Below are 24,080 nucleotides of genomic sequence, written 5' to 3' on the forward strand. Positions count from 1 at the left end.
CGATCAGTTTTTAACCAAAACTTCACTAGTAAAAAGAGCGCCATTACGCTAGAATTCGCGCTCTTATTTAGGCACTCGGTTTTAATAGATAAAACGGAGAAGCCCGCTCTTTAACACTTTATTTAGCAACTTATCGTCTTATGGACGGTATGTGCATTTTAATGACGGAATAATTGACGGTAAATTATGCAACCTAGAATCAATGTCGCACTTAAAGCAGCTCGTGCCGCTGCAGAATACATAGTTCACTCGCAAGAGAAACTGCTTTTTGACAAAGAACAAGGCCAATCTGCTGAACAGGTTTATCAAACTGTTTGCTCTGGCGCAGAACGTAGCATTGTTTACCACCTAGAAAAAGCTTACCCAGCAGACACTATTACGACTCGCCTTCAAGGCTCAGTACAAAATGGTGAAGAAGGCGAATGGATCATTGATGCCATTCAAGGTCAGCATTTATTTTCACGCGGCCTAACTGGCAACGTCATTACTATGAGCTATTTAGTTGCTGGTAAAGTGGAGCACGCTCTTGTGCTAAATCCTCACACCAAAGACGAGTTTTACGCAAGTAAAGGCCGTGGTGCATACTTGAATAATTCACGCATTCGTAGCAGTACTGCTCGCACGTTAGAAAACGTAACGGTAGCGGCGCAATTCCCAGCAACAGATCGTCTTATGCCTTCTCTATCAGGTCAATTCGCTGTGCTCACGGAAATTGCAGAGCAAGGCGCGCGCGCTGTTATGCAAGACTCTCCTGCGCTAATGCTAGCTAACGTAGCAGCTGGTCGTCTTGATGCTGCTTGGGGTATCAAACTTCAAGAGTGGGAAATGCAGGCCCCTCTGTTTATCGCGAAAGAAGCTGGCTGCCTATTCGCTGGCTTTGATGGCTCACCAAGCCTAGAAAAAGGCGATGTATTATGTGCGGCGCCTCGTTTGTTCAAAGTATTGCTACCGACGCTTAACAAGCACCTTAGCTAAGAGCGTATAAGCACAAAGCATACATTAAATACAAAAAAGGACTCTTTTCCATTATGGAGAGAGTCCTTTTTTTATGGGTCAAATAACCAACCTTATCAATGCTTATGATGATGGCTATGCTCATGATGATGTTCATGTAAATCTTCTTCATCATGGTGATGGCCTTCACTCTCCTCTCCCGGATAGTACAAACCTATGTCTTGACGAATCTCATCTAGCGTTGCAATCAATTCTAAACTGTTCTGCCAGCTGTGATTAGGACTTTGAATTAATCCCTCTTCAAGACAGCGGTTCACTTCATCCACTTCAAATTGGTAACCATTCCCAGGAAAGTCAAACTCTACCGCTCGTTCTTTATTATCTGCACTAACAACGCGACAGGATTTTGCTTTGAACCATTCAGAATCGATTTCAATATAGCCTTTAGAGCCAGATAACATGGCGCGGTTCGGGTTGCACGAAATCAAAGACGCATCCAAAGAAGCGAGCTGTCCACTTTCCCAACCTAATAATATCTGCTCGAACAGATCTACTTCAGTATCACCAATCACTGCTTGGTTCTGTATAAAATCAGGCTTACCAAAAAACAGCTGGGCCAAGAACACTGGATAAATACCAATATCCAACAAAGCGCCGCCGCCAAGCTCAAGATTCATAAGGCGATGATTCGGATCTGTCGGCCCAACAAAATTAAAGCTTGCTTGAATGCTGTTTAGATCGCCAATTTCGCCCTCTTCAACCCACTCTACCACTTGCTCTATAACAGGGTTAAAGCGCGTCCACATAGCTTCCATAACAAACACGTTATGTTCTAAGGCTAAATCGTAAAGCTCCTTAGATTGCGCCTCATTGATAGTGAAAGGCTTTTCACACAATACAGCTTTACCCGCCAAAATACAGGCTTTGGTCAAATCATAGTGATAGACATGAGGCGTTGCTATATAGATAGCATCCACTTCATGACTGTTAATCAGCGAAAAATAATCAATGAAAGCCAATTCGATATCAAACTCGGCCGCAAAAGCATCCGCAGATGCCTTATCACGAGAAGCAACCGCACGAAGTTCGCCCGCTTTGACATGACAAAAATCACTGGCAAATAAATGCGCGATTTGACCTGTACCAATAATACCCCAGCGTACCTTCTTCATAGGATTCTCCCCATAGACTTAATCAAAGCATTAACGCCCACAACACCTCTTACGCATACTTAGGCATCGAACACCGCGACATTAAAAAACGCAGTAAGTTTGACGCTAAAAAAGATTATAGTCCACTGGCATTTTCAAGCTGTTGAATATATTCATTTAATTCTTGAACCTGTGTCTCTAACTCAAGCACTCTTGCTTCTAGTTGCTGTGTATATGCATCATTTTTATTAGAGATCACCGCACTGTTAGAATCTGTATTTAGCGGTTGTTCCGTTTCCGAACAGAAACACTCTTGATAACGCTGCTCACGCTTACCAGGCTCTCTTGGTAATTGACAGACATAAGGCCCACCTGTTTTAGCCTGCAAGGACTGTAAGGCCAATTCAACTTCATCACGAGACTGGAAGCTATGTAAACGCCCACTGCGTGAACGAAGCTCTCCCGGCGTTTGAGCGCCACGCACAAACATCAGACAAATAATAGCCGTTTCTGCTGGCGACAACTGCAAATCGGAAAACTCCGTATTACAAAATCGGTGCTGATATTTGCTAACTCGACTATGAGAAGCATTAAGTTCAGTCACCAAACCACGAGCCAGCAACGCATCCAATGCGTCTTGCACTTCCATTTCAGATAGTTGAGTCACAGGCTCACGATTGGACTTTTGGTTACAGGCATTCACAAGGGCATTCAAACTAAGAGGATATTGATCGGGTGTGGTAATCTCTTTTTCCATAAGACAACCAATGACACGCATTTCGATAAAATTTACTTCGTGATAACTCATAGTTTTTCCTAACTGCTTCTTCTATTCGTCTTTAACGAAGCCTTCTTATATAACTTAAAAGGCATCACCAATACTTCCTTTAACGATGTGGGTTGATACGTGACCGTATCGGGCATTCCAATTTTTAAATTTTCATCTCCCTGTAGTGCATCATTTCTTTTAGTCTTAAAAACCGTATCCCAAATACTTAGGAAAAAACCATAGTTACTGTTTGCTTCGACGTTCACTCTTGAGTGATGTATGCGATGCATATCTGGAGTGACAAACACCTTCTTAACCCATGTTTCGATACTAGCAGGCAATCTTGCATTAGTGTGGTTAAACATGGCAGATGCATTCAATAAGATATCAAATACCAACACAGCCGCTACAGGGATCCCCAGCAACCAAACCGCTAAGGCCTTAATAAATAGAGACAATATAATTTCGATGGGATGGAAGCGTACCGCTGAGCTCACATCTAATTCAGGATCAGAATGATGAACGCGATGAAAACGCCAAAAGAAAGAAACTCGATGAAATAATCTATGTTGCCAATAAATAAGGCAGTCTAGTAAGAAAACACTCAGCAATAAAACGATCCAATAAGGTAAATTTAATAACCCAAAAAGCCCAAAATTTTGGCTAAATAAAGCGACAACCGACAGTAACAAAGGCTGAACGATTCGAACGCTCATCGCGCCAACGACCAATAAAGAAAGGTTGTGAAGCCAACGTTGACGCCATTGCAAAAGCGCCCCTCTTGGCCAATTCCATTGCCAAAAAACCAGCAAGCTAAAGATCAGAACAAAAACACCTATACGAACAGTGAAATCTATCATTTAGCAAATAACCTGAATTAAAATCTTTTAAAATCAAAGTATAAAGGTTTCTTTTATAATTAAATCAGTTCGAAAGGCTCTCGATGATTCATTAAAAAATGGACTTTAATTTGCCCAAGAAGTTCCATAAAAACATTGAGATTGATGTCATCTAAACGATAAATAACAAGACAATCATCACCAAATTGAGCCTTTGGCAAACGACTCCGAAAAGAGTGTAAGACACTCAGATCAGAGAAATAGATACATAAATGATCAACACGCGCAGCAACACCGTATAACCAGCCTGCGTTCATCTTAAAATATGGAATCCCTAAATCATTTACCAACTCAGCTTCAGGTGCCATCGATCTCATCATCTCGATAATTTTCAACAAATCCTCGCGCCTTGCTGGGGAAGCCTGTTGCACATATTGATTTACAAACTCATTCGACACGGACGTCAGCATAAGATCGCCTCCTCTTGATAAATAATAGAAAGAGCCCGACCTTACTGTCTTAATCAATGATAACCGAATGATTCACATGAAGTTGTGCTCTTTTAATGCCTCTTCAATGCGAGTCATAGCTTGATCGAGAATAGATTGGGGACATCCAAAGTTTAGGCGAACATAGTTAGGATTACCAAAATCTTTACCATCAGAAACACCGACACCGGCATCCACAAAAAATTGGTAAGGATTATCAAGAGACAAAGCAGACACATCAATCCAAGCAAGATAAGTTGCTTCTAAATGCACCATGTTAAGCGGCGTTGCTGCAATCCTTCTTGCTAATAGATCTCGATTACTTTTCAAGTACATTAATAGCTCATCGTGCCATTCCTGACCTTCATCATACGCTGCAGTGGCAGCCGTCAAACCTAGCATATTGGGTGACGGTATTAAGCCAGCTCTTTCTTGATTAAACGTTTGACGCAATTGGGCATTTTCAATCACAGCAAAAGCATAACCTAAGCCCGCAATATTAAACGTTTTACTTGGAGCCATTAAAGTAATGGTGCGATTCGCAGCGTCGCTGTTTAAGCCAGCAAACGGCACGTGAGGTAAATCATCCAAAATCAAATCGCAGTGTATTTCATCACTCACCACCACCAGATCGTACTTTTCTGCCAATGCATGAATGCTTAACAGCTCTTCTTTGGTATAGACGGTTCCACCTGGATTATGGGGATTACATAACAGAATCATCTTACTTTTAGGGTTGGCGCAAGCCGCTTCAAATTGCACCATATCAGGGAGCCAGCGACCATTTTGAATGACCATATCCACATTTAGTAAATCGCGTCCAGACAGCGCCGGTGCTTTGGTTAAATGGTAATAAACAGGTCCCGGCACAATGATGCCATCTCCCTCGTTTGAATAAACGCGAACACTTAAATGTAGTGCACAAACAAGACCCGGAAGATGAACTAAATGGGCTGAAGAAACATTCCAACCATAGCGACTGGAAAGGTGGGACTGGATAGCTTTCACCAACGCTTTTGGTGTATATGTATAGCCAAACACACCCTTATTAACCCTTTGATTTATAGCTTCTTTTATACAATTCGGTGAATCAAAATCCATGTCCGCCACCCACATAGGGATGACATTTTCAGGGTATTTTGACCACTTATCACTGCTCATATCCGATCTATCTATCAGGGTATCAAATACCGAAAAGCCGACATCCATTAAATAACACTCCAACCTTTAATTTAGCTTTATAATTAACACTATCGCGCCTGAAAATTCCAGCCATAATAGCCAATAAGGGAAACGAAAAAGAGCAAGTCAAAATAGTACATTAAGTAAGATATGAGCACAAAAATACGCATTTTTTATCTTATACCGACAGAATATCTCTAAAAAAAAAGATAAAAAAAATTTAAAAGCCAATTAACCCTTTAAAATCATATGGTTAAATTAATTAGAGAACTAAGTTTCCTAATTGTCAAGGGTTGACCTAAATTACACAATCAGCCTAGTATAGTTTTCATTAAACGGCTGTTTAATAAAAAAGGATCCAAAATGCCAAAAGTTGGAATGCCCGAAATACGTAAACCTCAGCTCATCGAGGCCGCAATAAAAGCCATAGATAAATATGGTTTTGCAGGGGCAACAGTCAGTGTTATTGGTAAAAAAGCAGGCGTTTCTCCAGCCATCATCAACCACTACTTTGGTGGCAAAGATGGCTTGTACGAAGCAACAATGAGAAGCCTGATTAGTGAATTTTTTGAAGGTTTATCTCAAGAAGTCACAAAAGCGAAAAATAAATCGGCTAAACATAAAGTCATGGCTATAGTGAAAGCCAGCTTTAGCCAATCTCAAACACACCCCCAAGTCGTCAAAGCTTGGATGGGATTTTGGGCATCAGCCATGCACACGCCCTCTTTGTATCGACTACAGAATATCTATTCTAATCGTTTACAAACATCGCTGGTGTGTGTGCTAAAAGAAGAATTTGAAATTACAAAAGCTCGTCGCATCGCACTTACTGTAGCTGCGCTTATAGACGGTATGTGGCTACGCGGTTCATTAGCTGGCGGCATCAACAAACAAGAATCAGCTGGGCAAATACAAGATTATCTGGATCTCGTGTTTCAGGACCACATCTAAACACACCAGTGCACAGCTTTTTTCATCATACATATTGTTTTAGGCAGCCTACAAAACACGCTGTCCATGTTTTAGGAGTTCACTTTCAGTGCCTGTGTTCGGCACTGTATTCGCTCATTGATTTTGAGTTCAATAGAAAGAGGGTAAGGGTATGTTAAATAAGACAAAAAAGACCGCAATAGCTATAAGTATGGCAAGTGTATCGGGACTAACCATGGCGGCAGATTGCTCTACCGTTCGCTTTTCCGATGTGGGTTGGACTGACATTACGGCCACCACAGCAGTAACCAGTGAAATCGTCGAAGGCCTAGGCTACAAAACCAAAACACAATTGCTATCTGTTCCTGTTACTTACACTTCGCTAGCAAATGGCGACATAGATGTCTTTCTTGGCAACTGGATGCCAACGATGCAGGCTGACATCGAACCTTACCTAAAAGCAGGCACAGTTGAAGACCTTGGGGCAAACCTTGTTGGTGCCAAATACACTCTAGCGGTTAGCAAAGACGCTTTTGACGCTGGCGTGACAGACTTCTCCGATATTGCCAAACACCGTAAAGAATTCTCAGGCCGCATTTACGGTATCGAACCTGGCAATGACGGCAACCGCATCATCCAAGATATGATCGACACTAATGCCTTTGATCTTGGCAATTTCCAGTTAGTTGAATCCAGCGAAGCTGGCATGCTATCTCAAGTTAGCCGCAACACCCGTCGTAACAAATGGATCGCTTTCCTAGGCTGGGCTCCGCACCCAATGAACGCCAACTTTAAAATGGAATACCTTTCTGGCGGAGACGATTACTTCGGCCCGAACTATGGTGGTGCTGACGTTCACACCAACGTTCGTAAAGGCTACATCCAACAATGCCCTAACGTTGGCAAGCTCATCACAAATCTAAAATTCTCTTTGCCGATGGAAAACCAAATCATGGGCGCTATTCTTGATGATGGTAAAAAACCGAACATCGCCGCAAAAGAATGGTTAAAAGCAAACCCTGAAGTTTTAGACGCTTGGCTTAAAGGTGTAACAACAAAATCTGGTGATAATGGCTTGAACGCCGTGAAATCTCACCTAGGTCTGTAATACCTCACTGCACACCACGACCCCCTTAACGACACACCGTTAAGGGGGTGTCATTAAACTATCGGGAGAACACATATATGAATTGGCTGACGGATAATAAGATCCCTCTTGGCGCTTGGATGGAACACTTTGTCGACTGGCTGGTTACTGCAGCTTCCGTGTTTTTTGATCTGGTCTCCATAACCTTAGAAACCATGATTGTCACCATGGTCGACGCGATTGACTCACTTCACCCATTCGCGGTTATTGCCATCATTTTAGTGGGAGTTTGGTTTCTTCATCGCAGTATTGGCTTACTGATTTTTATTACCTTGTCTCTATTGCTAATCATCAACATGGGCTATTGGGTCGAAACTATTCAAACTCTGGTCCTTGTCGTCTCTGCAACCGCAATTAGCGTATTAATTGGTGTACCTATTGGCATTGCAGCCGCTCATAGACCTTGGCTATACACAACATTACGTCCGATTTTGGATTTAATGCAGACCATTCCAACCTTTGTTTATCTTATTCCAACCCTTATTTTATTCGGCTTGGGCTATGTTCCAGGTTTGATATCGACCATTATTTTCGCCATTGCCGCACCAATTCGCCTAACTTATCTAGGGGTTAGCAAGGTGCCCAGTGAACTGATCGAAGCGGGCTTAGCCTTCGGTTGTACAAAATCAAAACTGCTGTACAAAGTTGAGCTGCCAGCGGCCATGCCAAATATCATGGCCGGCGTAACACAATGTATTATGTTGTCTTTATCCATGGTGGTTGTCGCGGCTTTAGTCGGGGCAGATGGCTTAGGAAAACCGGTAATCAGAGCTCTAAACACGGTGAACATTTCCCAAGGGTTTGAAGCGGGTGTCGCCATTGTCTTGGTTGCCATCATGCTAGATCGTATTTGTAAATCACCATCATCTAAGAACGAGGGGTAACTTATGGCTGTTGTATCAATTGAAAACGTCGACATTGTTTTCGGCAACAATAAAGCAAAAACACTCCCTCTAATGGACAAAGGTCACACTCGCGACCAGATTCTAGGCATGACTGGTGACGTTGTTGGTGTACAAAACGCCAACATCGAAGTCAACGAAGGCGAAATCTGTGTATTGATGGGACTGTCGGGATCAGGTAAATCGACCCTACTACGCGCCGTCAATGGTTTAAATAAAATCGCCCGTGGTCGCTGCCTTGTAAGAGACGGTGACGATATGGTTGATATGGCGAAATGCGATGAAGCGACCCTGCGTCACATGCGTACTCGCCGCGTATCTATGGTATTTCAAAGTTTTGCCTTAATGCCATGGCTAACCGTACTGGAAAATGTGGCTTTTGGATTAGAAATGCAAGGCATGCCAAAAGCGGAACGACTAAAAAAAGCACGCGAACAGTTAAAAATGGTGAGCTTAGAAAAATGGGCCGATAAAAAACCCGATGAATTGTCAGGTGGTATGCGCCAGCGCGTTGGTTTGGCTAGAGCGTTTGTAATGGACACAGATGTGTTGTTAATGGATGAACCATTTTCTGCCCTTGATCCACTAATTCGCTCTCAACTTCAAGACGAGCTAATCGAACTGCAAAGACGCTTAAATAAAACCATTATTTTCGTTAGTCACGATTTGGATGAAGCACTAAAAATCGGCACTAAGATTGCCATCATGGAATCCGCTCGAATCATTCAGGAAGACGCGCCTGAACAAATTGTTCTTAACCCAGCTACTGAATACGTGGAGAAGTTCGTTGCTCATACCAATCCTCTGAACGTGTTATGCGGCAACTCTTTAATGACACCATTAGCAGATTTAGCCGTGCAAGACGATCACGTTGTTATCAATGATGACATTAAAATGGCTCTAGAGAATGGCAAAGTAGCTTCTATCCAAGGAGCAAACGGTGATATCCCAACCGCTCGTTGGACACCAGAAACCATCCTTGCCAACGTACCAGATAACACGGTTTTCATCGTGCCTGCCAACATTGCCATGCGCGATGCGGTCGAGATCCGCTACCACTCAAACCAATTTATGGTTTTGGAAGAAGCAGGTCAATGCATCGGTATACTCAACGATCATAATTTTTACCACGCCCTACTTGGTAAACACTTTGGACGCGAAGAAGTGGCAGCATAGCCCTTTAAACTAGATAAAATCAGGTTAAAACGCAGATAAAAAAATGGCCAGATAAGAACATCTGGCCATTTTTATTTTGACTCTGTTATTCCACTAGATCCATCAAACATTCAACAGTAAGTGCTCTCGCTCCCACGAACTGATTACACGGTTAAAGGTTTCAAATTCGCTGCGTTTTACGCCCATATAAGCTTTCACAAAATGTTCGCCCATGATGTCACAAAGCGGTTGGCATTCTTCCAAGAGACGCAAACCTTCTTCAAGAGTCCGAGCTATTTCAACCTCTTCCGAAGGTGGCTTTTTCCCTTCCACAGGGGCTGTAGGGTGCAGCTTCTCTTTAATACCGAGATAGCCACAGGCCAGTGTCGCAGCGATACCCAAGTAGGGATTACAATCAGCTCCTGGGAAACGGTTTTCAATCCGCGTAGCTTCTGGTACGGAGAACGGAATACGCAAACCAGCAGTACGATTATCAAAGCCCCACTGCATATTTATTGGTGCCGCCATGTCTGGTGAGAAACGACGATAAGAGTTAACGTTTGGCGCAAAAAAGCTAATCGCATTAGGCGTGTATTTTTGTAGTCCGCCCAAATAGTTATAAAACAGTTCACTTGGGCTGCCGTTATCATCAAACAAATTTTTGCCCGTTTTACTGTCCACCAAACTTTGGTGAATATGCATGGCACTGCCCGGCTCATGCTGCATTGGTTTAGCCATAAAGGTCGCATACATACCGTGTTTCATGGCAGCTTCGCGTAAAGTACGCTTAAAAACAAACACCTGATCGGCTAAGTCTAATGGATCGCCATGAATAAAGTTGATCTCCATCTGTGCCGCGCCAGATTCATGAATCAAGGTATCCACGTCCAAGCCTTGCGCTTCACAATAGCTGTAAAGCGTATCAATCACTGGATTAAACTCATTTACCGCGTCAATACTATAGGAACGACGTGAGGTTTCCCGTTTACCCGAACGCCCTACAGCTGGCTTTAACTCATAATCTGGATCGGTATTTGGGTCGATCAGATAGAATTCCACTTCTGGAGCAATCACCGGCGTGATGCCTTCTTTTGCATACAGAGCAAGAATATTTCGTAAGATTGTTCGGCTCGACAACGGATGCAGTTGGCCGCTTTTATCGTAACAATCATTAATGATTTGCGCCGTCGGCTCATCTGCCCAAGGCACTAAACGGAAAGTATTCGGGTCAGGATGAAGCTCCATATCTCGATCGCTTGCGTCCACCAGCTCGTAATGATTGTCAGCCCAATCACCAGTGACACTTTGCACAAGAATGGTTTCTGGGATACGTCCGAACAACTCTGCCAAGAATTTATACGTTGGATAAAACTTGCCTCGAGCATTGCCCGTCATATCAGCCAACGTTGACTCAACTTCCGTAATTGAATGTTCTTTCAAAAAAGCTTCAAACTCTGTCATAACCCACCTTGTACTAACAGATTCCTTAATGAAAACAGCTAAAAATGCCTATTGTGGACACTGTTTCGTTGTTTACTAAACTTAATCTTAGTTTGGCTTTGAACATATTTTAGTTAATCCACTAAAGCAACTGCTTTTACCATATGCAACAAAATAAAACCGACCTCTAATTAAGCATCAAAAATACGAATACACCTCTTGAGCGAAGTTATAAATCAGGCACTTTTTGTGCATGTTTTAAAACTAACTGAGTCGAATAATGAAACACTGTATCCCCTAAAAAAACACCTTATTTCCTGAGGGGATTACTTCTAATCACCCGTAACGTCATAATTTATGGTCTATGATATGTTCTGATGTTAAAAATACGAATTCACCACTTGCTGATCATTGCAATCAGGGGCTCAATCCGTATAGTCAGCCGAAATAATGATCAACCAGATCATGATGATTTTTATGTTTAATCATTAGAGAACCCAAAAGGACACTAAATGTTAAAGCAAACCCTGTTTCCCATCTGGAGTCTGCTCATAGGTATTGCCGTTCTCACCATGGCAAGCGCCTTGCAAAGCTCACTGATCGGTATTCGAGCCTCTATAGAGGAGTTCAATACGACGGCGACAGGTTTGATCATGTCAGCCTACTATCTTGGCTTTATTCTTGGTTCTCTTTTAGTGCCAAGCTGGGTCAAGAACGTGGGCCATATTCGAGTGTTTGCCGCAGTAGCATCTTTGGCTTCTATCACCATTTTGATGCAATCCGTTGTGGTTAATCCTTGGTTCTGGATGCTGATGCGAATGGGGACGGGCTTGTGTTACGCAGGTCTCTTTATTGTTACCGAAAGCTGGTTAAACGACATTGCGACAAACAAAACTCGTGGCCGTTTATTCTCGATTTATATAATAGAAATATGGGCAAGCCAAACCATCAGTCAGTTCTTATTGAACTTGTCCTCGCCTAGTGGTTATGGCCTGTTTATTTTAACGTCCGTACTAATTTCCTTGGCAGTCGTTCCTCTATTATTAGTGCGTACACCATCACCCACTATTAACGTGCCGGAAAAACTCAATATTCTAGGGTTAATTAAAACGGCACCACTTGGTGTAACCGGTGTCACCATTGCTGGGGCAACCTCTGGGGCTTTATTAGGTCTGGGCGCTCTCTATGCAAAAAGTATCGGTATGAACATTGCCGAGATTTCATTCTTTATCGGTGCCAGTTACGTTGGTGGGATGTTGCTGCAATGGCCAATTGGTAAACTATCTGACCGTCAAGATCGTCGTGTTACCATACTCTGGGTTGGCGTTGTTGGGGCGCTGGCCGCATTCATTGTGCCACTAGGAGGCACAATGAATAACCAAATATTGATGATGATTGGCATGTTTGCAGTCGGTGCATTTACCTTCCCAATGTACTCGCTCGCTTCCTCTCACATGAATGACCAACTTCGCCCAGAACAAATTCTTTCTGCCAGTAGCGGTATGATATTGCTAAATGGTATTGGGGGTATGTTAGGGCCTCTAGCCGCGGCAGCATTGATGGATACACTTCGTATTGAAGCGTTATTTTGGTTTGTTGCTGGACTCAATATAACCGTAGCACTGTTTGCTGTGTACCGAATCAAGCATCAGCCAGCCATGATTATCGAAGAGCAAGGGGATCAAATTCCAGTGGCGCTTACAGTATCTTCTGTAGCAACCGCAGAAATGCTTGTCGAAGCTGACTCCTCTACTCCAGTGGAAGAAAAAAGCCACGAGGTGGAAATCAAACTTTAGCATTTCAAAATTACCACACAGCCCTTGCTCTATTAAGACAAGGGTTGTGTGGCGATTTTAAGCGCAATACTCCAAATCAAGATAGCATTAACACGATTAAACCAACGCCAAAAAGCCGCTTTTTCTAAGCATTTTGCACAAAGCTTTCCCACCAGAGCCAAAGACAAAAACCACAACACAGACGCGCACACACCACCGAAAACAAACTCCCACTTTGCGCCCTGCCACTGGTTCGCCAGACTGCCCATCAAAATCATGGTATCTAAGTAAAAATGCGGATTAAGCCACGTCACCGCAAACCCCATCATCACCAGCGGCCACAAGGCTAAACGCTTACTGTATTGCTCTAAAATTAAATGTTCTTCTTGAAACGACGCCCGCCATTTACCCAAGGCAAACCACACCAAGAAAGCCACGCCAGCCCAACGAGATACCGACAACAGCCAGTCATGACTTTGCAAGATCAAGCCTAAACCAAATGCCCCAAGCGCAATGGAGATAGCATCACTTAATATAAACAGCAAGGCAATCGGAAAGGCGTAATGTCGCTTTAATGCCTGCTCCAATAAAAAACTATTCTGTGCCCCAACGGCGACAATCAAACCGCCACCAGTAATCGCGCCACTCACAAATGCCAACACAACCTTCTCCAATATCTCAGTGTTCTTTAAAGAAGCTTGATCTTACGTAAGGCAACCATTAAATTAAAATTAATTAAACTAAAGTTATATTAGATAAATTTATGATGGATTATAAAGCACTATCCTCACTTCACGCTGTTTTGAAGTTCCAAAGTTTTGACAAAGCAGCAGAATATCTTCACCTGACACAATCTGCGGTGTCACAAAATATCAAACGCTTAGAACAAGTCTGCGGCCGCCCTCTACTGATTCGTGCCAGACCTGTGGTTGCCACACCACTTGGCGAGCAACTACTAGCGCATTTCAACAAAGTCGCCATGCTCGAAGAGGGACTACAAGAAGCAATCCAAGGCAATCAAGCTACACAACCGATAAGCATTGCGGTCAACAACGATGTACTCGCGACTTGGTTTACCGACGTGGTCAGACAATTCTCTGCAACAGACTTCACCAAGTTACATATTAAAGCCGCCGACCAAGCCAACACTCGCGCTCTATTACAAACGGGCGAAGTGGTAGCTTGTGTCAGCCAAATAGGTACGCCTGTAGCGGGTGGGGATTCTATCTTTCTCGGCAACATGCATTACGAACTGGTCGCCACACCCAGTTTTATAGAAGAACACCTGAAAGGAGACCTCAGCGCCGAAGCCGTTTTAAAATCGCCGTCTTTGATTTACGACGAACATGATGAACTTTGGGCGCGATATCAGAAGGAATGCCTACAAGTTGAAACCGATATTAGTCACAGTCATTGGTACCCCTCTTCCCATGGCTTTGTTGAACTTGTAATGGGTGGCACAGTCTGTGCTTTAATTCCTAGTATTCAAATCAAACAGAAAATAAAAAGCAAGAAACTGGTATCCTTACTGCCAAACAAGCGCCTAGCCTTGCCTCTTTATTGGCATTGGTACAAACTCAACTCACCTGTATTAGATCGATTAACTAAGGTGATAAAAAGTGTCACACAAGATGCTTTAACATAGAGTCACCACAGAAACGAAACAAGCTGGCTATGCGGTATAATTTTAGCCAGCCATTAAACAAAGATTAACGCCATTTTTTAAGGAAAATTTATGATTCGCAAATGTCTATTCCCTGTTGCTGGTTATGGCACCCGTTTTTTGCCTGCCACTAAATCCATGCCCAAAGAAATGCTACCTATTGTAAACAAGCCTTTGGTTCAGTACGGCGTAGAAGAAGCGGTCAAAGCGGGCTTGGACAATGTCACCTTCGTAACGGGTCGTGGTAAACGTGCCATTGCCGACCATTTCGACATCAGTTATGAGCTAGAGCATCAAATTGCTGGTACCAACAAAGAAAAATACCTAGATGGCATACGCCACCTGATCGACAACGTGAACTTCTCTTTTACTCGTCAAAACAACATGTTAGGTCTAGGCCATGCCATCCTAACGGGTGAACCACTTATTGGCGATGAAGCCTTTGGTGTGGTACTAGCAGATGACCTTTGCTTCGGTGAAGATGATGGTGTAATGGCACAAATGGTTAAACTGTATAACCAATTCCGTTGCACTATCGTTGCGATTGAAGAAGTACCAGAAGACGAAGTGCACAAATACGGCGTTATCAAAGGCGAATCCATGATGGACGGCCTATACCGTGTTACCGACATGGTGGAAAAACCGGCAAAAGAAGACGCGCCATCAAACCTTGCTATTATCGGCCGTTACATCCTAACACCCGATATTTTTGACAAAATCCGTAGTACGCCAGCGGGTCGTAACGGTGAAGTACAAATCACTGATGCTATCTTGCAACAAGCGCAAGAAGGCTGTGTATTGGCGTATAAATTCAAAGGCAAACGTTTTGACTGTGGTAGCGTTGACGGATTTGTAGAAGCAACCAACTACTGCTACAAAAACATTTACCAAGACCCTACAGAAGCGTAGCCTTGCCAAAGCATTAAAATGCACCAAAATAGATCAAAAAAAAGCCTGTACATAAAATGTACTGGCTTTTTTTTGCGTCTGATGACACGAGCAAACTGAGAGTAAAACCCTAGGTCGCCGAGCGTTTTTTCACCCAATACACGATGCCTTTTTGTAGCAAGATAAAGAACAACAACAAGCCACCCACAGCCAATTTGGTCCACCAGCTATTTAACGAACCATCAAAAGTAATCAAAGTTTGAATAATGCCTTGAATCATTCCACCCAAGAAAGTACCAAACACATAACCCACCCCGCCCGTTAACAAGGTACCGCCAATCACCACCGCAGCGATAGCATCTAACTCGACCCCAACCGCTGCAAGTGGATAAGCCGAGCCTGTATATATCGCAAAGATTACCCCAGACATAGCGCTATAAAATCCGCTCAAGGCATAGATTTTAATAATGGTCTTTTTCACTGGCACGCCCAGCAAGGCTGCCGAATGACTGTCTCCACCCAGCGCATACACGCTCATACCGAAACGTGTTCTACGGGCAATCAAAATTCCCAGCGCCAGCAACACCAACATAGCCATGGCAATAAAGGTCAAACCACCACGTCCTGGCAAAGGTACATAAATATCGTACAAGCCAGTAATAAACGGGTGATCAATCGGCACCGCGTCTAGGTTGATCAAATACGCCAAGCCTCGAAACAAAAACATCCCAGCTAAAGTGACGATAAACGCCTGAATCTCGAAGAACGCAATAATAACCCCCATTATCGCGCCAAAAGCCACACCCACAATCAAAGCGATACCAATAGCAAACAAAGGATGTATGCCAGTATTGGTAATCAGATAAGCCATCAAAACACCGATAAACGCGATCATCGACCCGACCGATAAATCAATACCACCAGACAGAATGACAAAGGTCATGCCTATCGCAGTGATGATCAAAAACGCGTTATCCGTCAATAAGTTTGAGAATACTAAGGTGTCACGAAAACCCTTGTACTCATACATGCCAAAACCATACAAAAGGATAAAAACCAATAGCGTTGCCAATATCGGCAAATTACGTTCATTAATCATGGTTTTATGCTCCCTTTACCAGTACGACTATTGGCTGCACGCTTCTTTTTCGTGAAAAAATCAGATATCCATTGACGAGTCTTTGGTGATTGAACCAGCAACACGGCAAGAATAATGGTCGCTTTTACTACCAAATTATATTGAACAGGCAATCCACTGGTCAGAATCGCTGTGGTTAAAGTTTGAATAATTAACACGCCAACAATCGTCAGCAGCAAATAAATACGCCCACCCGCTAACGAAGCACCGGCTAACACCACGGCTAAAATTGCATCCAGTTCTAGCCATAAACCTGCATTATTGGCATCGGCTCCGCGAATATCGGCCGCAAGGATAATGCCGCTCATGGCAGCACAAAGACCTGAGAAAACATAAGCAGACAACACCAACAAGCGCGCTTCAATACCAACCAAACGACTGGCTCGCACGTTGGCTCCAACCGCTTCAATAAACAAACCTAGCGCGGTTTTACGCATCACCAAAACGGTTAAGACAATCATGCCTATCGCAATCCACACGCGAATAGGAAATGCCAAGAAATATCCATTGCCAATGGCATCCAATACATCAGAATGGAAGGTGACGATTTGCCCTTCGGTGATCATCTGCGCGATACCACGCCCTGCCACCATCAAAATCAAGGTGGCAACAATCGGCTGAATATTAAACCCCGACACCAAAATGCCATTCCACAAACCGCACAGCATGCCAGTGCCTAAAGCGCATAAAATCACCAATCCTACCGGCCAATCAGTGTTGACCGTCAATACAGCCGTCACCGCACCTGAAATGGCAATAACCGCACCGACTGACAAATCAATACCGCGAGTACCAATGACGACTGCCATACCCAGAGCCACCAAGGCCGTTGGCGTTGCACGATGAAGGATATCCAATAAGCTACCAAACAGGTGCCCATCAACCATTCGAATGCTCAAAAACCCAGGTGTCACCGATGCTGTAATCAAAATGATCAATACAAGGGACAACAAAGGCGCAAGCGTTTTTTGATGTTTATGCAGAAAGTTATTCTTTTTCATAGGAACAGCTACTTTGAATACTTAAAAAATGACTAGCTAGCAATGGTGCGCAATATCGCTTGCTCTGAAACCTCATCCCCATGAAGCTCCGAGACTTTATGATGGTCTTTCATTACCACCACGCGATGGGCAAACATGACCAACTCTTCTAGCTCAGAAGACGCGACTAACAAGCCCATGCCCTGCTCACATAGCTCTTTAATGATCTGGATAATTTCGTGGTGAGCGCCGATATCAATACCCCGTGTTGGCTCGTCTAATATCAGCAAGGCAGGATGCGTAATCAACCAACGAGCAAGGATAACCTTTTGCTGATTACCACCGCTTAACTCGCCAATGGGTTTGTCCATATCAGGTGTTTTTATTGCCAAGCGCTGAATCATTTCTTCTACTAGCTTTTGTTGCTCAGCCATAGAAATTGGCGACCACCAACCTTTGCTCGCCTGCAACGCAAGGATCATGTTTTCTCTGACACTCAACTCCGCCACAATGCCATCTTGCTTACGATCTTCTGGGCAATACCCCATACCAACCTGAATAGCTCGACGCAGAGACGATTTCGTCAGTGAATGATTACTTAACGTCACTTCCCCTTGATCCGGTTTCACCGAACCATAGGCCAACTCACACAATTCCGTTCGACCTGAGCCCAACAAGCCCGCCACACCAACAATTTCCCCTGCGGCGATATTCAAATCCAACGGCTGAAGATAACGCTGTTTGCCGACATTGTTCAGCTGTAGCAGCTCCGTACGTTCGCGTTTAATAGAATGATCGTGAGCGGTTGGCGCAAGGTCCTCCAAAGATTTCCCTACCATGTGACTGACCAAATCGGAACGAGACAGCTCCGCAGTTTTGAAGGTGCCAATGCACTCACCATTACGCAATACGGTAATACTATCGGTAATGCTGTAAACCTGATCCAAGAAGTGCGTTACGAAAATAATACCCAAGCCTTCAGATTTCAGCCGTGCCATTAGGTCAAACAACTGTTTGATCTCGTCACTGTCTAAACTGGCCGTCGGCTCATCTAAGATCAGCATTTTGGCTTGAGTACTTAACGCACGAGCAATCGCGACGAGTTGCTGAATCGCAATCGAATAGGTATCTAGCTGACGCAATGGATCTATGTCTAAACCCACTTGCGCCAATAATTCTCTAGCGCGAATTTCCGCTTTCTTCCAGCTAATCAGGCCAAAGGTTTTTTCTTGATGCTGTAACGTCAGGTTTTCCATTACAGACATGGTAGGAATAAGGTTCACTTCTTGATAAACCGTGCTTATCCCTAAGCGCTGTGCATGACCGCTATCAGAGGCACTGATCAAGCTGCCATCTAATAGAATCTCACCGCTGTCACGCGGATAAACGCCCGTCAGTACTTTTATCAGAGTGGATTTACCGGCACCATTTTCACCCAGCAAGGCGCGAATCTCCCCCTGTTGGATCTGTAAAGACACATCATTCAGGGCTTGAACGCCGGTAAAAGATTTAGATAGGTGTTTGATTTCGAGCAAGGGACGAACTGCGCTCTGCGCCGCTTCGACCGTTTCTTTGGCTATCAAGGTTTCATTAGCTAATTGCGACATACCGCTGTCTCCGTTTCGCTAGCATAAAACAATAATCCACACCTAGAAGCGCCTTGCTCCTAGGCGTGTCGCTCTATTATTTACGCTTCGCGTATTCCGCAGCCGCTGTATCAGGTAGGTACAAAGGACCGTTTGCTTTGATCCACTTGTCGACTTTTTTACCATCCTGAGACGCTAGAATGGCATCAAATGCTGGGCCACCAAGATGAGGATTCAACTCGATAGTTGCATTCGCTTCACCGTCAGCCATGGCTTTAAAGATATCTGGCACCGCATCGATAGACACAACCAAAATGTCTTTGGTTGGTTTAACGCCCGCTTCTTTCATCGCGAGGATAGCGCCCAATGCCATGTCATCATTATGAGCAAACAAAGCACAGATATTCTTCGCGCCGCCTTCTGCTTTTAAGAAACTTTCCATGACTTCTTTACCGCCTGCGCGAGTAAAAGAACCCGACTGAGAGCGAGTAATCGTCATATTAGGGAAATTGCCAATCACCGCATCAAAACCAGTCTTACGGTCGATCGCTGCAGAAGAACCAACGGAACCTTGCAACTCGACGATATTACAACGGCCATTGGTTTTCGCCGCCAACCAAGATGCCGCCAACGCGCCTTCCTCTTTGAAATCAGAAGCGACTTTCGTTAGATACATGCTGGGATCTGCCGCCACACCACGGTCAATTAGAACAACCGGGATTTTAGCGCGCTGCGCTTCTTTCAATACTTGATCCCAACCGGTTTCCACCACAGGAGCCAGCAAAATGCCATCAACGCCTTGCGCGATAAACGAACGCACAGCTTTGATTTGGTTTTCTTGCTTTTGTTGAGCATCAGAGAATTTTAGGTCATAACCACGGCGTTCTGCCTCGGCTTTAATGGATTCGGTTTCAGACGTTCGCCAGCCACTTTCCGAACCAATTTGCGAAAAGCCTATTGTGAGGTCTGCTGCCATCGCCGAAGCGGACAACACAGGAAGTAATACAGAGAAAGTAGTTAACACAGCTTTGCGTTTAAATGCACCCAGCCATGGCAACGATGGGCGAATAGAGAGAGATTTCATACTAGATTCCTTTTTGTTTTTGTTGTGATCAGTACTGAGCATCATCTACCTGTATTTACAGATAAACCAACACCCTACAATTCACAATATATCCCCCCTTCTAACCTTTCAAATGCAAGTTACAGCGAAAACCATATCAATATTGATATGCAAAAACACCCTAACATGACTTTTTTATTCACCATATGGTATTTTTCAGCCATTAAATAGATCTTTACATCACATCAAATATAACTGACTTAACCAAATGCTCACAGGCAAAGTCACCACAGACAATAAAGTCTGCATCGTAATATAAGCTGACATCCTATCAGCATCTCCGCCCAACTGACGGGCCAAGGCGTACGCCGATGTTGCCGTGGGTACCACACCAAACAACACAGCGACTAACGCTGGCAAACCTCGAACGTCCAGCCACCAGCACATCAAACCAATCACCAAAGGAAACACCACAAAACGTGCAACCGAAGACATCGCAAAAGTCATCCCGACAGAGCGTATAGCCTCTAAACGCACACTCGCACCGACGGCCAACAACACCAAGGGTAACGCCGCCTGCGATAACATACTCAGTACATCGGAAACCAGAACAATCGGTGTTAAACCTAACAAATTAAAACTGCTACCTAGCACAATTGACACGATCAAAGGGTTGCGAATCAAAGCGCCACTTAACAAACGGGGCAAGGAATTGGCTGACGAACTATTAGCCGAAGACGGCCCATGCATCAAGGTCATAGACACCACCAAAAATACATTAATAGAAGGAATCAGCACAGAAGCGCCCAACGCCGCCAACACCAAACCCTCATTGCCGTACAAACTGCCCGCTAAAGCCAACATAACAAAAGTGTTAAACCTCACGCCCGCTTGCAACATAGACGAAGCCGTCGGAGCAACCACCTTCATTAACCAGGTACTGACAAACACAAAAACCGCCGTCACAAACAAAGCAAACAACAAAATAAACGCATATTTTGGCAGCATGGGATTACTGAAATCGATCTGTGACGTTTTACTAAACAACAAAGCAGGAAACAGCACCCAATAAGTAAACTTATCAACGCCAGACCAAAAGCCTTCCATCGGAAAACGCCAACGCTGGCACACCGCCCCCGCCATCAATAACAAAAATACAGGCAACACCGAAAGAGAGAGAGAAAACACAAATACCCCTAATAAACCTAAAGTCTAAAGTAGAAACTTTTTAGATGGCGATAACTCAGACAGAAAGCAGTTGCCAGTCTTGTAATGCCAACTGCTCAACAAACCAAGACAATCCTCGCCCAGGATCATCTTTGCGCCATGCCAAATACGCCATCTGATTTGGTCTTGGCAACTCACATTGGCGTAGCACCAATCGCCCAGAACTTAACTCATCAGCAATACGATGTTTCGGCAAATACCCCACGCCCAAGCCCAAACATTGCGCTTGAATTTTACTGCGCATGGTATCGACCCTAAGCACCTGACGACTTTCAAAAACCCCACTGCTACGCGCGGGCAAAATTTTTGAACTATCCGCCACAACAATAGAAGGATATTGGCGTAATTGCGCCGCAGTAATCATCCCATCGGTCATCGCCAACGGATGCGTTGGCGATACAGCAAAGACAAACTCTATCTCACCAATGGCTCTAATATGAACATGCCCCTTGGGCAACTCACCCGTCGCGCCAATGACTAAATCCGCCCTATCATCTTGCAGAGCATCCCAACCGCCACCAACCGCCTCTTCCGACAAGGTCAATTCCACTGGGCGATTCTGCGATAAGAAATCTCCCACCACCGACATCAAAGGCGACTCTAACAACGCCGTATCCCTTGCGATTCTCAGCTTCGGCTCCCACCCTGACTCGAACTGCTTAATTGAATCTTCTAAACGCATGGCCGCTTCTAAAATTGTTCGACCTTGCTCCAGCACTAGGTGACCCGCTGGGGTTAATACGGCTTTTTGTCGTGAGCGATCAAACAAGGACACACCCAAATCGTCTTCCAACTTTTTAACTGTGTAAGTCAAAGCGGACGGCACTTTAAACAGAGCATCCGCCGCGGCGGCAAAACTGCCCAACTGATGAATTGCTTCCAACACCCGTAATGCTTCCAAAGTCACCGCATAGGCCATAGCTCAACCTTTATTCAAATTTTTTGAAATACTAGCTCAAAACCTTCCGATTTTCTTTCTTTTCTTCGACGCCTACACTCACCCCATACAGTCAAACAGGGCAACAGCCCATTAAGGAGACAAGCCATGATTACTATTCGCAACGCACAAGACCGTGGACACGCTAACTTTGGTTGGCTAGACAGCCATCATACGTTTTCTTTTGGTAGCTACTACGACCCTCAACATATGGGCTTTTCAGACCTACGCGTCATCAATGATGACTCCGTCACCCCAGGCGCGGGCTTTGAAACTCATGGTCACAAAGACATGGAAATACTAAGCCTAGTATTAGAAGGAACCATCGCCCACAAAGACAGCGCAGGCAACGTAAAAGAATTACCGGCAGGTGAATACCAACTCATGTCCGCAGGCAAAGGCGTTTACCACAGTGAATTCAACGCCTCTAAAACAGACATGCTGAAATTCCTACAAATTTGGATTCAACCAAATCAACTAGGCGGACAACCGGGCTACCAACAAAAAGAATTTAGCCAAGCACAAGGCTTCACCACCGTCATCACACCAGATGGCGCAAATGGCACCTTGCAAGTGAAACAAGACATGCAACTGATCCAATTGATCCTTGAGGATCAACAAAAAGCCATATGGCAAGCCGACAGCAAGCGCCATTACTATGTGCATGTCATCGAAGGCGAACTGTCCCTAGGCGATGGCATCACAGTACATCCCGGCGACGGCGCGAAAATTGAAGACGTGTCAGCAATTAACTTTGAAAGACTAAGCGAGCAACGCGTTAAAGCACTGCTTTTTGACTTGGTGTAACCACCAAACTCAAACCATAAAATCCTTAAAGCGAACATAGCAATATGTTCGCTTTTTTTGTTTGATAATAAAAAACCGTAGGGCAGCATGAGGAAGGCACAACCGTAATCTGCCAACCACCAATAAAACGGAGGGGATTTTAGAGGAGTTTTCTATCACTAAGATGTATAAACGGCACCATACTTTTATGCAAGACGGCAAAGACAACAATGTAATTTTTATCTTCAATATAATAAATAACGTGGCTACCGTAGGGAAAACTGAAAACATTTTCTCGAACTTCCGACCGACTCTTACCAAGAGAAGGCGCTTCGGCAAGTAATCTAATCGTTTGCCTAATCCCAGACAAATACTGTTTCGACTGAGTCTCTCCCCAGTTTGCTAACGTAAAACGATGAACTCCAACTAAGTCTGACTTTGCGTCAGGTGTTAAATAATAAATGGCAGACATTAATCATAAAGCCCTTCTTCAAGCTCATTGAAAAACGCCTCACCAGCAACCAGATCCCTCTTTGATATATCTTTCATGGCTTGAGCGGCTTTATTTTGTAATAAATACAATTTCATCGCTTCTATACTTTCATACTCATCAACGGAAATAACAACAGCAACAGGCTTACCATTCTTACTGATTTGAACAGGAGACTTTTGAGCATTTAGCAATAAATCACCAAAATGCGTTTTGGCCTCATTAGCAGAAATTGTATTCATCACTCACTCCAAAAAATAAATCGTTCGATTCGTACAATATAATCAAATCATCCAACAACTGCAAAAACCATCCCTTATCAACACAAACAAAACCGTAGAGCAGCATGAGGGAGGAACGACCGTAATCTGCCACAGCGGTCTAATATAACTCAACTCAAACCCGTCGAATTCCACGGGTTTATCCAAGCGAAAGCCTATTATTTCTAAGACACCTGTTCGATAGAAAACTTTAAACCCATCGAATTCGATAAGTTTAAAAATTTCTAAGCCGCGTGCTCGGGGAACGCAATGGAACAAGAAACGTAGAAAGCGGGTAAGACGGTTAATCCCCACGTGTGTGGGGAACGT

24 protein-coding genes are annotated in these 24,080 nt (G+C 44.1%); 9 read left to right on the forward strand and 15 right to left on the reverse strand.

Annotation, left to right across the window (positions count from 1 at the left end; all coding sequences use genetic code 11):
* Positions 1-186: 186 nt before the first annotated feature.
* Positions 187-975 carry an inositol monophosphatase family protein gene (locus KDW99_RS15925; RefSeq protein WP_255826085.1) on the forward strand — a complete coding sequence of 263 codons (789 nt, stop codon included), beginning with the start codon at positions 187-189 and terminating at the stop codon, positions 973-975.
* Positions 976-1,070: 95 nt separating this feature from the next.
* On the opposite strand, the gene KDW99_RS15930 is transcribed toward KDW99_RS15925, so the two are convergent.
* The 5 genes from KDW99_RS15930 to KDW99_RS15950 form a co-directional block, all read right to left on the reverse strand.
* Positions 1,071-2,126 (reverse strand): Gfo/Idh/MocA family protein, encoded by a 1,056-nt coding sequence (locus KDW99_RS15930; protein WP_255826086.1) that lies wholly within the window; start codon positions 2,124-2,126, stop codon positions 1,071-1,073.
* Between the two features lie 115 nt (positions 2,127-2,241).
* Entirely contained in the window at positions 2,242-2,913 is a 672-nt protein-coding gene (locus tag KDW99_RS15935) for a YceH family protein (protein WP_255826087.1), read from the reverse strand.
* An 8-nt stretch (positions 2,914-2,921) separates the two neighbouring features.
* Positions 2,922-3,734, reverse strand: a complete 813-nt coding sequence (locus KDW99_RS15940) for a sterol desaturase family protein (RefSeq protein WP_255826088.1) — start codon at positions 3,732-3,734, stop codon at positions 2,922-2,924.
* A 59-nt stretch (positions 3,735-3,793) separates the two neighbouring features.
* The gene (locus tag KDW99_RS15945) at positions 3,794-4,183 is read right to left on the reverse strand and encodes a DUF1801 domain-containing protein (protein WP_255826089.1); all 390 of its coding nucleotides are present in this window, start codon (positions 4,181-4,183) and stop codon (positions 3,794-3,796) included.
* Between the two features lie 72 nt (positions 4,184-4,255).
* Positions 4,256-5,410 (reverse strand): MalY/PatB family protein, encoded by a 1,155-nt coding sequence (locus KDW99_RS15950; RefSeq protein ID WP_255826090.1) that lies wholly within the window; start codon positions 5,408-5,410, stop codon positions 4,256-4,258.
* A gap of 336 nt (positions 5,411-5,746) precedes the next feature.
* Here KDW99_RS15950 and betI point away from each other — a divergent pair, with 336 nt between their 5' ends.
* The 4 genes from betI (at position 5,747) to choV (ending at position 9,538) form a co-directional block, all read left to right on the forward strand.
* Positions 5,747-6,334, forward strand: a complete 588-nt coding sequence (betI, locus tag KDW99_RS15955; RefSeq protein ID WP_255826092.1) for a transcriptional regulator BetI — start codon at positions 5,747-5,749, stop codon at positions 6,332-6,334.
* Positions 6,335-6,485: 151 nt separating this feature from the next.
* Positions 6,486-7,421: a choline ABC transporter substrate-binding protein gene (locus tag KDW99_RS15960; protein ID WP_255826093.1), complete on the forward strand. Its 936-nt coding sequence runs from the start codon at positions 6,486-6,488 to the stop codon at positions 7,419-7,421.
* Between the two features lie 77 nt (positions 7,422-7,498).
* Complete coding sequence (gene choW / locus KDW99_RS15965; protein WP_255826095.1) at positions 7,499-8,344, forward strand: choline ABC transporter permease subunit; 846 nt, start codon at positions 7,499-7,501, stop codon at positions 8,342-8,344.
* 3 nt (positions 8,345-8,347) lie between these two features.
* Positions 8,348-9,538, forward strand: a complete 1,191-nt coding sequence (gene choV / locus KDW99_RS15970; protein WP_255826096.1) for a choline ABC transporter ATP-binding protein — start codon at positions 8,348-8,350, stop codon at positions 9,536-9,538.
* Positions 9,539-9,640: 102 nt separating this feature from the next.
* On the opposite strand, the gene KDW99_RS15975 is transcribed toward choV, so the two are convergent.
* Positions 9,641-10,978 (reverse strand): glutamine synthetase family protein, encoded by a 1,338-nt coding sequence (locus tag KDW99_RS15975; RefSeq protein ID WP_255826097.1) that lies wholly within the window; start codon positions 10,976-10,978, stop codon positions 9,641-9,643.
* A gap of 491 nt (positions 10,979-11,469) precedes the next feature.
* Between KDW99_RS15975 and KDW99_RS15980 the strand changes: the two genes are divergently transcribed.
* Complete coding sequence (locus KDW99_RS15980; RefSeq protein WP_255826098.1) at positions 11,470-12,753, forward strand: MFS transporter; 1,284 nt, start codon at positions 11,470-11,472, stop codon at positions 12,751-12,753.
* A 32-nt stretch (positions 12,754-12,785) separates the two neighbouring features.
* On the opposite strand, the gene KDW99_RS15985 is transcribed toward KDW99_RS15980, so the two are convergent.
* Positions 12,786-13,394 (reverse strand): LysE/ArgO family amino acid transporter, encoded by a 609-nt coding sequence (locus KDW99_RS15985; RefSeq protein ID WP_255826099.1) that lies wholly within the window; start codon positions 13,392-13,394, stop codon positions 12,786-12,788.
* Positions 13,395-13,495: 101 nt separating this feature from the next.
* Here KDW99_RS15985 and KDW99_RS15990 point away from each other — a divergent pair, with 101 nt between their 5' ends.
* Positions 13,496-14,377: an ArgP/LysG family DNA-binding transcriptional regulator gene (locus KDW99_RS15990; protein ID WP_255826100.1), complete on the forward strand. Its 882-nt coding sequence runs from the start codon at positions 13,496-13,498 to the stop codon at positions 14,375-14,377.
* 90 nt (positions 14,378-14,467) lie between these two features.
* A complete protein-coding gene (galU, locus tag KDW99_RS15995; RefSeq protein ID WP_110575377.1) occupies positions 14,468-15,304 on the forward strand; it encodes a UTP--glucose-1-phosphate uridylyltransferase GalU in 837 nt (278 codons plus the stop codon).
* A gap of 109 nt (positions 15,305-15,413) precedes the next feature.
* On the opposite strand, the gene yjfF is transcribed toward galU, so the two are convergent.
* The 6 genes from yjfF to KDW99_RS16025 form a co-directional block, all read right to left on the reverse strand.
* On the reverse strand, positions 15,414-16,382 hold the full coding sequence (yjfF, locus tag KDW99_RS16000) for a galactofuranose ABC transporter, permease protein YjfF (RefSeq protein WP_255826103.1): 969 nt from the start codon (positions 16,380-16,382) through the stop codon (positions 15,414-15,416).
* Positions 16,379-17,422 carry an ABC transporter permease gene (locus tag KDW99_RS16005; RefSeq protein ID WP_255826104.1) on the reverse strand — a complete coding sequence of 348 codons (1,044 nt, stop codon included), beginning with the start codon at positions 17,420-17,422 and terminating at the stop codon, positions 16,379-16,381. The genes yjfF and KDW99_RS16005 overlap by 4 nt, the downstream gene beginning before the upstream one ends.
* 32 nt (positions 17,423-17,454) lie before the next feature.
* Positions 17,455-19,008: a sugar ABC transporter ATP-binding protein gene (locus KDW99_RS16010; protein WP_255826105.1), complete on the reverse strand. Its 1,554-nt coding sequence runs from the start codon at positions 19,006-19,008 to the stop codon at positions 17,455-17,457.
* A 76-nt stretch (positions 19,009-19,084) separates the two neighbouring features.
* Positions 19,085-20,071, reverse strand: a complete 987-nt coding sequence (locus KDW99_RS16015) for an ABC transporter substrate-binding protein (RefSeq protein WP_304941365.1) — start codon at positions 20,069-20,071, stop codon at positions 19,085-19,087.
* 219 nt (positions 20,072-20,290) lie between these two features.
* Entirely contained in the window at positions 20,291-21,238 is a 948-nt protein-coding gene (locus KDW99_RS16020) for an AEC family transporter (RefSeq protein ID WP_255826106.1), read from the reverse strand.
* 55 nt (positions 21,239-21,293) lie between these two features.
* Positions 21,294-22,196 carry a LysR substrate-binding domain-containing protein gene (locus KDW99_RS16025; RefSeq protein ID WP_255826107.1) on the reverse strand — a complete coding sequence of 301 codons (903 nt, stop codon included), beginning with the start codon at positions 22,194-22,196 and terminating at the stop codon, positions 21,294-21,296.
* 126 nt (positions 22,197-22,322) lie between these two features.
* On the opposite strand from KDW99_RS16025, the gene KDW99_RS16030 reads away from it, so the two are divergent.
* The gene (locus KDW99_RS16030; RefSeq protein ID WP_255826108.1) at positions 22,323-23,021 is read left to right on the forward strand and encodes a pirin family protein; all 699 of its coding nucleotides are present in this window, start codon (positions 22,323-22,325) and stop codon (positions 23,019-23,021) included.
* Positions 23,022-23,160: 139 nt separating this feature from the next.
* Here KDW99_RS16030 and KDW99_RS16035 read toward each other — a convergent pair whose 3' ends face one another.
* Together KDW99_RS16035 and KDW99_RS16040 are read right to left on the reverse strand one after the other, a co-directional pair.
* Positions 23,161-23,472 (reverse strand): type II toxin-antitoxin system RelE/ParE family toxin, encoded by a 312-nt coding sequence (locus KDW99_RS16035; RefSeq protein ID WP_255826109.1) that lies wholly within the window; start codon positions 23,470-23,472, stop codon positions 23,161-23,163.
* Entirely contained in the window at positions 23,472-23,732 is a 261-nt protein-coding gene (locus KDW99_RS16040) for a type II toxin-antitoxin system Phd/YefM family antitoxin (protein ID WP_255826110.1), read from the reverse strand. Before KDW99_RS16040 ends, KDW99_RS16035 begins: the two co-directional genes overlap by 1 nt.
* Positions 23,733-24,080 lie beyond the last annotated feature (348 nt).

Origin of the sequence: Marinomonas rhizomae (assembly GCF_024397855.1) — a bacterium.
Classification (GTDB): domain Bacteria; phylum Pseudomonadota; class Gammaproteobacteria; order Pseudomonadales; family Marinomonadaceae; genus Marinomonas; species Marinomonas rhizomae_A.

Bases quoted from the DNA above. Each gene is read 5' to 3' on its own strand.
- KDW99_RS15925 (WP_255826085.1), top strand. From the start codon at position 187: ATGCAACCTAGAATCAATGTCGCACTTAAAGCAGCTCGTGCCGCTGCA.
- KDW99_RS15930 (WP_255826086.1), bottom strand. From the start codon at position 2,126: ATGAAGAAGGTACGCTGGGGTATTATTGGTACAGGTCAAATCGCGCAT.
- KDW99_RS15935 (WP_255826087.1), bottom strand. From the start codon at position 2,913: ATGAGTTATCACGAAGTAAATTTTATCGAAATGCGTGTCATTGGTTGT.
- KDW99_RS15940 (WP_255826088.1), bottom strand. From the start codon at position 3,734: ATGATAGATTTCACTGTTCGTATAGGTGTTTTTGTTCTGATCTTTAGC.
- KDW99_RS15945 (WP_255826089.1), bottom strand. From the start codon at position 4,183: ATGCTGACGTCCGTGTCGAATGAGTTTGTAAATCAATATGTGCAACAG.
- KDW99_RS15950 (WP_255826090.1), bottom strand. From the start codon at position 5,410: ATGGATGTCGGCTTTTCGGTATTTGATACCCTGATAGATAGATCGGAT.
- betI (WP_255826092.1), top strand. From the start codon at position 5,747: ATGCCAAAAGTTGGAATGCCCGAAATACGTAAACCTCAGCTCATCGAG.
- KDW99_RS15960 (WP_255826093.1), top strand. From the start codon at position 6,486: ATGTTAAATAAGACAAAAAAGACCGCAATAGCTATAAGTATGGCAAGT.
- choW (WP_255826095.1), top strand. From the start codon at position 7,499: ATGAATTGGCTGACGGATAATAAGATCCCTCTTGGCGCTTGGATGGAA.
- choV (WP_255826096.1), top strand. From the start codon at position 8,348: ATGGCTGTTGTATCAATTGAAAACGTCGACATTGTTTTCGGCAACAAT.
- KDW99_RS15975 (WP_255826097.1), bottom strand. From the start codon at position 10,978: ATGACAGAGTTTGAAGCTTTTTTGAAAGAACATTCAATTACGGAAGTT.
- KDW99_RS15980 (WP_255826098.1), top strand. From the start codon at position 11,470: ATGTTAAAGCAAACCCTGTTTCCCATCTGGAGTCTGCTCATAGGTATT.
- KDW99_RS15990 (WP_255826100.1), top strand. From the start codon at position 13,496: ATGATGGATTATAAAGCACTATCCTCACTTCACGCTGTTTTGAAGTTC.
- galU (WP_110575377.1), top strand. From the start codon at position 14,468: ATGATTCGCAAATGTCTATTCCCTGTTGCTGGTTATGGCACCCGTTTT.
- yjfF (WP_255826103.1), bottom strand. From the start codon at position 16,382: ATGATTAATGAACGTAATTTGCCGATATTGGCAACGCTATTGGTTTTT.
- KDW99_RS16005 (WP_255826104.1), bottom strand. From the start codon at position 17,422: ATGAAAAAGAATAACTTTCTGCATAAACATCAAAAAACGCTTGCGCCT.
- KDW99_RS16010 (WP_255826105.1), bottom strand. From the start codon at position 19,008: ATGTCGCAATTAGCTAATGAAACCTTGATAGCCAAAGAAACGGTCGAA.
- KDW99_RS16015 (WP_304941365.1), bottom strand. From the start codon at position 20,071: ATGAAATCTCTCTCTATTCGCCCATCGTTGCCATGGCTGGGTGCATTT.
- KDW99_RS16025 (WP_255826107.1), bottom strand. From the start codon at position 22,196: ATGGCCTATGCGGTGACTTTGGAAGCATTACGGGTGTTGGAAGCAATT.
- KDW99_RS16030 (WP_255826108.1), top strand. From the start codon at position 22,323: ATGATTACTATTCGCAACGCACAAGACCGTGGACACGCTAACTTTGGT.
- KDW99_RS16035 (WP_255826109.1), bottom strand. From the start codon at position 23,472: ATGTCTGCCATTTATTATTTAACACCTGACGCAAAGTCAGACTTAGTT.
- KDW99_RS16040 (WP_255826110.1), bottom strand. From the start codon at position 23,732: ATGAATACAATTTCTGCTAATGAGGCCAAAACGCATTTTGGTGATTTA.